The organism is Neisseria sp. (assembly GCF_041804105.1).
Classification (GTDB): domain Bacteria; phylum Pseudomonadota; class Gammaproteobacteria; order Burkholderiales; family Neisseriaceae; genus Neisseria.
The window spans coordinates 1-8,698 of sequence record NZ_JBHCJY010000091.1; the positions used below are offsets into that span (position 1 = coordinate 1).

8 protein-coding genes are annotated in these 8,698 nt (G+C 60.0%); 1 reads left to right on the forward strand and 7 read right to left on the reverse strand.

Annotation, left to right across the window (positions count from 1 at the left end; genetic code table 11):
• Window positions 1–418 (forward strand): sensor histidine kinase (locus ACEYDX_RS08250; RefSeq protein ID WP_373741542.1); only part of this gene is annotated, 418 nt, incomplete at its 5' end.
• Between the two features lie 529 nt (window positions 419–947).
• Here ACEYDX_RS08250 and ACEYDX_RS08255 read toward each other — a convergent pair.
• The 7 genes from ACEYDX_RS08255 to ACEYDX_RS08285 all read right to left on the reverse strand — a co-directional run bounded on the left by ACEYDX_RS08255 (window position 948) and on the right by ACEYDX_RS08285 (window position 8,280).
• Entirely contained in the window at window positions 948–2,423 is a 1,476-nt protein-coding gene (locus ACEYDX_RS08255) for an efflux transporter outer membrane subunit (RefSeq protein ID WP_373741549.1), read from the reverse strand.
• Window positions 2,424–2,475: 52 nt separating this feature from the next.
• The gene (locus tag ACEYDX_RS08260) at window positions 2,476–2,766 is read right to left on the reverse strand and encodes a hypothetical protein (RefSeq protein WP_373741543.1); all 291 of its coding nucleotides are present in this window, start codon (window positions 2,764–2,766) and stop codon (window positions 2,476–2,478) included.
• Window positions 2,767–2,829: 63 nt separating this feature from the next.
• The gene (locus ACEYDX_RS08265) at window positions 2,830–3,957 is read right to left on the reverse strand and encodes an ABC transporter permease (protein WP_373741544.1); all 1,128 of its coding nucleotides are present in this window, start codon (window positions 3,955–3,957) and stop codon (window positions 2,830–2,832) included.
• Window positions 3,958–3,989: 32 nt separating this feature from the next.
• Entirely contained in the window at window positions 3,990–5,135 is a 1,146-nt protein-coding gene (locus ACEYDX_RS08270) for an ABC transporter permease (protein WP_373741545.1), read from the reverse strand.
• A gap of 353 nt (window positions 5,136–5,488) precedes the next feature.
• Window positions 5,489–7,033: an ATP-binding cassette domain-containing protein gene (locus ACEYDX_RS08275; protein WP_373741546.1), complete on the reverse strand. Its 1,545-nt coding sequence runs from the start codon at window positions 7,031–7,033 to the stop codon at window positions 5,489–5,491.
• A gap of 157 nt (window positions 7,034–7,190) precedes the next feature.
• Window positions 7,191–7,631, reverse strand: coding sequence for an SRPBCC family protein (locus ACEYDX_RS08280; protein WP_373741547.1), 441 nt, complete (start codon window positions 7,629–7,631; stop codon window positions 7,191–7,193).
• Between the two features lie 145 nt (window positions 7,632–7,776).
• A complete protein-coding gene (locus ACEYDX_RS08285) occupies window positions 7,777–8,280 on the reverse strand; it encodes a DUF2867 domain-containing protein (protein ID WP_373741548.1) in 504 nt (167 codons plus the stop codon).
• Window positions 8,281–8,698 lie beyond the last annotated feature (418 nt).

Sequence of the window (8,698 nt, forward strand, 5' to 3'; positions counted from 1 at the left end):
AGAAATCTACCCGCTGGCCGAAGCCAAAGGGCAGGACATCGGCACGCTCAACGACAACGACCCCGCGTTTTCCGCCGACGAAACCGCCGTTTACACCCTGCTCAAAACCCTGGCCGACAACGCCGTGCGCTACACGCCCGAAGGCGGCCGCATCGACTTGTGGGCGGAAGAAACCGCGCGGCACATCGTTTTCTGCGTGGAAGACAGCGGCTGCGGCATCCCCGCCGCCGAACGCGCCCGCGTACTCGAACCGTTTTACCGCATACTCGGCAATAACACCGAAGGCACGGGGCTGGGGCTGTCGATTGCCGACACCGTTACCAAACGCTACGGCGGCCGCATCGAACTGGCCGACAGCGTCCGCAATGCCAGCGGGCTGCTGGTTAAGGTGTGGCTCGATAAAAGCCTGCTGGTTTGATATTGTCCGAGCGGCAAAACAGACAGGCCGTCTGAAAACTTTTCAGACGGCCTGTCTGTTTTGGAAAAGGGTTTGGACAGCGTCGCAACCGTATCGAAACGGCAGATGGTTCGTGTTACACCGACGGACTGCCGGATAAGGCTTGGCTTGATAAGCGTTTGCCGGTTTGGTAGCGCGTCGGATACAGACAGGCCGTCTGAAAACTTTTTCAGACGGCCTGTTTGCCGTTGGCAGTATGGGCGGGACGGGAAGTGATTTTATGGATGTGGGCTTTCCGATAAGTTTGGATAAATGGGTGTTGCTTTCACCGGATGTTGGTTGCCGCGGTACTGTTTCCCGTCATTCCCGTGCAGGCGGGGGCGGGTTATCAATCTAAGAAACCTTGCTGATTCATACGCGCGCGAATATCGGCCACGGATTCCTGCCTGCGCGGGAATGGACGGAAAACGGTGCCGCGAATCGACAAGTTGGCAGATACGGCTGTGCAGATACGGCTTGCCGGTACGGTTTGTTCGTCAAGGTTTATCCGTCAAGGTTTGCCCGCCTGTTCCGAACCGCCGGCTGTCCAGCCGCCGCCCAATGCTTTGTAAAGGCCGATGAGGGTTTGCGCCCGTGCGAGACGCGACTGGATCAGGTTTTCCTGCATTTCGGTTTCGTTCAGGCGGGCACGCAGGGCTTCGTCGAGGGTTTTGTTGCCGTATTTGAACAGCTTCTCCGTGTCGGCCGCCTGTTTGGATGCCTGCCGGCGGGCGGTTTCGAGCAGCGTGTTTTGGCGGGTAAGCGCGGTGTGGGTTTGGTAGGCGGTATCGACTTCGCTCAGAGCCGTGAGCAGGGTTTGGTCATATTGCAGCAAGGCCGTCTGAAGCCTTGCGTCGGCGGCGGCGATGTTGGCACGGGTTCGGCCGTTGGTAAATACGGGCACCCGGATGCCCGCACGCAGCAGGCTGCCCCAGCCTTTGAGACCGCTGTCGCTGTTCACGTCGATGCTGCCCTGTCCCAAAAATTCGATGGTAAAACGCGGCAGCAGGTCGGCTTTCGCGCTGGCGAGTTTGGCGGCATAGGCTTTGACCTGCGCGGCTTGGGCGCGGATGTCGGGACGGCGTTCGAGCAGCCCCTGCGGGGTTTGGCCGCGCGGTGCGGCGGGTTGGGCGGCGAGAACGTCTTTGCGGCTGTCGGGCAGGGAGTATCCCTGCGGGACTTGCCCCGTCAGCACGGCGATGCTGCGTACATGGGCGGCATATTCGGCTTGGAACGTACTTTCCCGGGCTTGGGCGGCGGTGAGTCGGGTGCGCGCCTGATTGACTTCGTAGGCGGTGGTATGCCCTGCCTTGAAACGGCCTTCGACGTATCGGACTAGGCGGCCCAACGTGGCGGTGGTGCGCGCGGCGTTTTTCAGACGGCCTTGTGCGGCGCGGGCTTTGAAATAGTTTTCGGCGATGCTGCCTGCCAGCAGGATTTGTGCACCGTACACCTGCTCTTGCGCACCCAGCGCAGCATAGCGGGCGGCATCGGCATCGCTGCGTTTTTTACCGAAGATGTCAGGTTCCCACGAGGCGGACAGCCCGCCCGACAGGCTGTTGCCGTCGAGCCGGAAACGGTCTTGGTCTGCCGCTGCGGTTAAAGGGTTTTGCCGCAGCGCGGCGCGGGTTTGGCTGCTTAAAGGATTGCGGATGAGGCCGTCTGCGCGGCCGAAGTCGGCATTCGCGCCCGCCAGCGCGCCTTTGTCGGCATCGGCCAAACGGGCGGTTGCGCCGGCTTCGTTCAGGCGGCTGCGGGCGATGCGGATGTCGTGGCTCTGCCGCAGACCCTGTTCGATTAAGCCGTTCAAGACGGGGTCGTTCCATTGCCGCCACCATCGGGTAATGTCGGCACTGCCCTTGGCGGCTTGGGTTTGGTCGAACTGTTGCGGCATGCCGATGCTGCTGTTCAGGGGAATGTCGGTGGATGTGCAGGCGGCAAGCGCAAGGGCTGCGGCAACGAGGGCGGGGATTTTCGGTGTCGTCATCATGCGGGGTTCCTTGTCGGGGATTTTTAGGGTAGGGCGGACGGCTGTCCGTTTAAGTACCGGTGTTTTCAGACGGCCTTTTCTTTTTCGGGGTGTTGATTTTTCTCTGTATTTTGCAAACGGTTTCGGGATGGCCGGTCAGGCGGATACCGGCGTAGGTTTCGGTTTCTACCGTGATGATGCGGCCTTCGATCTGGAAACTTGCGCTGTAAAAATCCTGCGAACCTGCCAAGGCGGATTGTTCGCCGATTTTGACGGCCCGCAGTTCCCGAAGCGCGTCCGATAACCGTGTGATGGTGTGCGGGTCGTATTCGTTGCCGATGATGACCGGTTCCGTATCCATATCGATAAATCTCCGTTTGCGGTTTTTTCAGACGGCCTGTGCCGGTACAGGCCGTCTGAAAAACTATCCCTGCTGTTCCAGCATTTTGCGGAAACGCATCAGCGCAAAGCCGAGAAACAGCAGGCCGGTAAGCGCCATGCCCGCCAGTTTCGGCCACACGGTTTCCGCATCCGCGCCGCGGAACAGCACGCTGTGGGTAAATTCGGCAAACAGCGTGGTGGGCCAGTATTCGCTGATCTGCTGTGCGGTTTCGGGCATATTGCTGCGCGGTGAGGATGTGCCGGAAAACATCAGCATAATCACATAGGCGGGCATCATCATCAGGCTGTATTGCGGCATGGTGGGCGCAAGGGTGGCGAGCATGATGGCGAGCGAAGAGATGCAGAAGAAAAACAGCGCGGCGCCTGCGGCGTAAAGCAGGAGCGAACCGGCCACAGGCACACCGATAACGCCGCTGACCATAAATTTCATCGATAAAATCGCGGCGGCGGTAATCACGAGGCCGTTGGCCAGTATCTTAGACAGCATCAGCTCGGCGGCGGACACGGGCATCACCAGCAGGTGTTCGAGCGTGCCGCGTTCGCGTTCGCGGATAACCGCCGCTCCCACCAACACCATCGTAATCAGCGCAACCATATTGTTGACTTCGGCAACGGCCATCAGCCAGCTGTCGGTATTGTTGGGGTTGAACTGGGTGTTCGGTTCGGCGCGGACGGGTTCGGCCTGCTCCAGCAGCTCTTTCTGGCCGGTGAATTCAAGAATTTCGTTTTGGAAAATTTGACCGATATAAGCCTGCCCTTTGCCCGCCTGCGTGATGTTGGTGGCATCGGAAAGCAGTTGGACTTCGGGGGCGCGTCCGGCCAGTACGTCGCGCTGGAAACCGGGCGGAAACTCCAGCACGAACTGGATTTGCCCTTTGTTCATCAGTTTGCCGCTTTCTTCGCGCAGAACGGGTTGCGGCGTGTCGAAATGCGGCGGCAGCAGCGCATCGGCGATGCGGCGGGAAAGCTGGCTGCGGTCGTGGTCGATGATGCCCACCGGCGCGTTGCGCACGTCGGTGTCCACGCCGGTGGCGGCGGAATACACCAGCGCGGTAAACACCCACACGATCAGCACCACCAGCACTTTGTCGCCGAACAGGCTGCGCAACTCCTTGCCGATAAGGGCGGGAATATTGTTGAGGGCTTTCATGTCGGGACTCCTGTTTTCAGACGGCCTTCCATTCATTTCTCCTGCTTTTTCAAAAACACGCATGCCAAGGTCAGGTAAACCGCGCAAAACAGCGCCAGCACCGCATATTCAAAACCGAAATCGGCCGCGCCCAATCCTTTGGCGAAACTGCCGATGGAGATTTTCTGAAACCACGAAGCGGGAAAACCCACACCCATCGCATATGCGCCGCCGGTCATCGAAGAGAGCGGGTAAAACAGCCCCGAAAACGTGATGGTGGGCACCATCGTACCGATGGCGGCGATGAAGAAGGCGGCGGTTTGCGAACGGGTAAAGGCGGAAATCAGCAGCCCCAGCGCAGTGGACGCGCCCACAAACAGCGTCGCGCCGATCATCAGCCCCGCCAGCGAACCCTTGAGCGGCACGCCGAACCACAGCACCACCATCAGTGCCAGTACCGCGCAGTTGAACACGCCCATCGCCACATAGGGAAGCTGCTTGCCCAACAGGTATTGAGGCACCGAAGCGGGGCTGGCGTAAAGGTTGGCAATCGATCCCGTTTCGCGTTCGCGCACCACCGAAAGCGCACTCATAATCGCGGGAATCATGATGAGCACAATCACCAGAATGTTGGGCGTCATCGCATTGATGCTGCGGAAATCCTGGTTATACGCCAAACGCGGCACCAGCTCGGGTGTGTCCGGCAGGCTGATGCCGCGTGCGCGCAGCGTTTCGATGTTGTACTGCGCCACCAGCGACTGTGCGTAACCCGAAACCGTTGCCGCGTTGAAAGGCTCCGTGCCGTCGATATACAGCCCGATTTCCGGCTGCCTGCCTTGTGCGAGCGCGCGGCCGAAACCTGCCGGAATATCGACGATCAGCGGCGTATCGCCCTGTTTCATCCGGTTTTGCGCTTCCCGAAGCGAATACACGGGCGGCTGTTCGTGGAAATACGGCGAACCGCGGAACTGTTCGGCCAAGCGGCGGCTTTCCGCGCTCTGGTCGCGGTCGAGCACGGCGAAATTCAGGCCGTTGACGTCGAACGACACCGCCCAGCCGATGGCCGACAGCATCACCACCGGCCCGAATGCGGCGAAAAACAGGCGGATTTTGTCGCGCAGCAGCTCTTTCGTTTCGCGGGCGGCAAACGTCCAAACGGTGGCGAACCAGTATTTGAGGGTGCGGGTGTTGCGGGACATGGTGTTTTCCTGTTGCTGCGGTTTTCAGACGGCCTGATGCGGCGAGCGGTTCTAGGGGCTGTCGACATTTAACCAACGAAGCGTTTTTTTGAGGCAAAAACCGCGTATGCAAGGCAAAAAGCGCAGCAAGGTTGAACACCTTGCGAGCATTTTTAACGTCGCAGACGTGGATTTTTGACCAAAAACACCGCCGTTGCGTTAAATGTCGACAGACCCTAGGCCGTCTGAAAGATATTCTGCTCCGGTTTCAGAGACTGCCGGTGCCGTCTGAAAACTGCCGTTCCGGTTTTCAGACGGCACTAGGCGGGTACGGTTGGCGGCTCCGGCCAGCGTAACCACACGGAAACCTGTGTTCAGACGGCATCGGCGCGTTCCGCCGCATCCTGTTCCAAATAATGGATAAACGCTTCTTCGGTATTTTCCCGCCCGCTTGCGGCGACGACTTCGGTGGGCGTGCCGACGGCCAGCACGCGGCCGCGATGCATCAGGGAAATGCGGTCGCAGCGTTCCACTTCGTTCATAAAGTGGGTGGACAGGAAAATGGTCATCCGGTCTTCTCGCGAGAGTTTCAGCAGCGTGCGCCAGAACATATCCCGCGCGGCGGGATCCACGCCCGAAGTGGGTTCGTCGAGAATCAGCACTTCGGGGCGGTGCAGACAGGCGGCGGCCAGTTGCAGCCGCTGGCGGATGCCGAGCGGCAAATCCGCAGGGCGCGCGGCGGCAACGGCGGCCAAACCGAATGCTTCCAGCGCGTTTTCCACCGCCGCCGCGCCGCCTGCGCCCATTTGGTAGAGTTTGGCGTGCAGATTCAGGTTTTGCCGCACGCTCAGTTCTTCATACAGCGAAAACGCCTGAGACATATAGCCGACGCGCATCCGCGTGGCCATGTCGCCCGCATCGACGGGTCGGCCGAGCAGTTCGGCCGTGCCTTCGGTGGCATCCAGAAGCCCCGTAAGCATTTTCATGGTGGTGGACTTGCCGCAGCCGTTGCTGCCCAGAAAGCCGAAAATCTCGCCTTTCTGAATGGTGAAGCTGACCTTGTCCACCGCCGTGAAACTGCCGAAACGCTTGGTCAGGCCGTGCGCTTCCATCGCAGGCGGTGCGTCGGGCAGCGGCTCGAACGGCGTGATTTCCAAACCGCCCGCACCCTGCTGTTTTTCGGGCGGCAGCATTTTGATATAGGCCGCTTCCAGCGTGTCCGCGCCGTATGCCGCCATCGCTTCGCGCATCGGGCGGTTGACCAGCAGCCTGCCCGCATCCATCGCCAGCAGGTGTTCGAACTGTTCGGCTTCGTCGATATAGGCGGTGGCGACCAGCACGGTCATGCCGTCCTGCTCCGCACGCAGGCTGTTGACCAGTTTCCAAAACTGGCGGCGCGAGAGCGGATCGACGCCCGTGGTCGGCTCGTCGAGAATCAGTAAATCGGGGTTGTGCACCAGCGCGCAGCACAGGCTCAGCTTCTGCTTCATCCCGCCCGAGAGTTTGCCTGCCGCACGGTTCGGAAAAGGCGCAAGCCCCGTGGCTTCCAGCAGCCGCGCAATCCGTGCGGTGCGTTCCGCTGCATCCAGTCCGAACAGCCGCGCATGGAAATCGATGTTTTCGTACACGCTCAAAGTCGGATACAGGTTTCTCCCCAAACCCTGCGGCATATAGGCGATGCGGTGCGACAGAGCCTGCCGCGTTTTTTTCTGCGCCATGTCGCCGCCCAATACCTGCACCGAACCCTGCTGGATAACGCGAACGCCCGCAATCAGCGAGAGCAGCGTGGACTTCCCCACGCCGTCGGGGCCGATAAGCCCGACGGTTGCCCCCTGCGGCACCGCCAGCGACACATCGTCGAGCGCGGCGGTTTTGCCGTAGCGGTGGGAAAGGGATTGGATCAGGACAGCTTGGGTCATGGTTTCTCTGTAGGAACGGGTTGCAGGGTTTTCAGACGGCCTTGAAGGCGGGTAGGGTTAACCGCATCAAGCAAGTAGGTACGGTTAGCCGCATCAAGCGGCGTAACCGTACGGAAAGCCAACTGTTTTCAGACGGCATGCCGGCGGCACGGACTGATTACAGGCTGTTTTCCGCCCGCTGTTTCAGGGCTTGGTTCATCTGCTCGAATGCGGGCAGCGTCGTGCGGTCGAGCATATCCGCCGCAAACCTGACGAGCAGGCCGTCGAACCGTTCGCCGTGTGTCAGCTTGGTTGTGTCATCCGGCAAGGTTTCCAAACGGAAAAAGTGTTCGCCGTCGAACAGTCCGCGCCATACGGTTTTGCCCAGCCAGCGCAGTTCGTACGGCGGACGGCAGCACAATATTTTCGGCGCAAAATTCATGGCGCGGCCGCCGACGGGCTGTATCCGCACGTCCAACACCGCCCCTTCTTCCGAACGGCCACCGATGCGGATGATGAACGGATTCCATTCGGGGTAGGCAGGGAAATCGGTCAGGATTTGCCATACGGTGCCGATGTCCGCACGGATAATGGTTTCGGTATGCAGTTCTTTTTTCATCGGTTTTTCTTACAGCGGTTTTCAGAACAGAGGTTTTCAGACGGCATTCGGTCGGCTGGCTGAGGGATTCCGTTCGGTTCAAATATCATCTCAGTAGGTACGGTTAGCCGCACCAAGCGGCGTAACCGTACGGAAACCCGGGTTTTCAGACGGCATTGCCGATATTGCGCAACATGCGCCTGACCACCGCGCCGTGCATGAGTGCGACGGGCAGCATGTACAGCCTGCCGAAGGCGTTGCGGTTTTTTACCGAAGCGGTAACGTCCGTGCGGTCGGCGGAAGCGTCCGGCCGACGGGTGATGTCGATGGACACCATAACGGCAAGGTAGCTGTCTGCGGCAAGCAGCACGAGCTGTTCGCTGCCGACGGCCTCCACGCGGAAAAAATCCGCCATGCCGCCGACGGGCGGCACGTCGTGCGGGTTGTGCCGCGAAAAGCCCCTAATCGGTTTCACGCCGAACAGCCGTGAAATTCCGTCGCGGATGCGGAACGACCATGCCAGCCATGCCGGAATGCCGTCGGTCATCGCCGCGTAAACCTGCCATGCGCTCATGCCGCGCGGAATACCGGTACCTGTGGTGTGCAGATAGTCCAACTGTTCGGGTTCGGCCAGCAGCCGTGCGGCGGGAGGGATGTTTGCCGTATTCATATCGTTGCCCTGATTCTGTTTTCAGACGGCCTTGCCGTGGGTCGGAATCCCTGCGTTCTTGCGTACGGTTACGCGCAAAAGGCGCTAACCGTACCTACGCGGGTTTTCAGACGGCATTAGGCTGGCTGCCTGCGGGGTTTTGTTCGGTTCAAATATCATCTCAGTAGGTACGGTTAGCCGCGCCAAGCGGCGTAACCGTACGGAAGGCCAACTGTTTTCAGACGGCCTTGCCGTGGGTCGGAATCCGTGCGCTCTTGTGTACGGTTACGCGCAAAAGGCGCTAACCGTACCTACGCGGGTTGCGTTGGTTTTTAGACGGCATCGGACGGGCTGCCTGAAGGATTCCGTTCGGTTCAAATATCATCTCAGTAGGTACGGTTAGCCGCGCCAAGCGGCGTAACCGTACGGAAGGCCAACT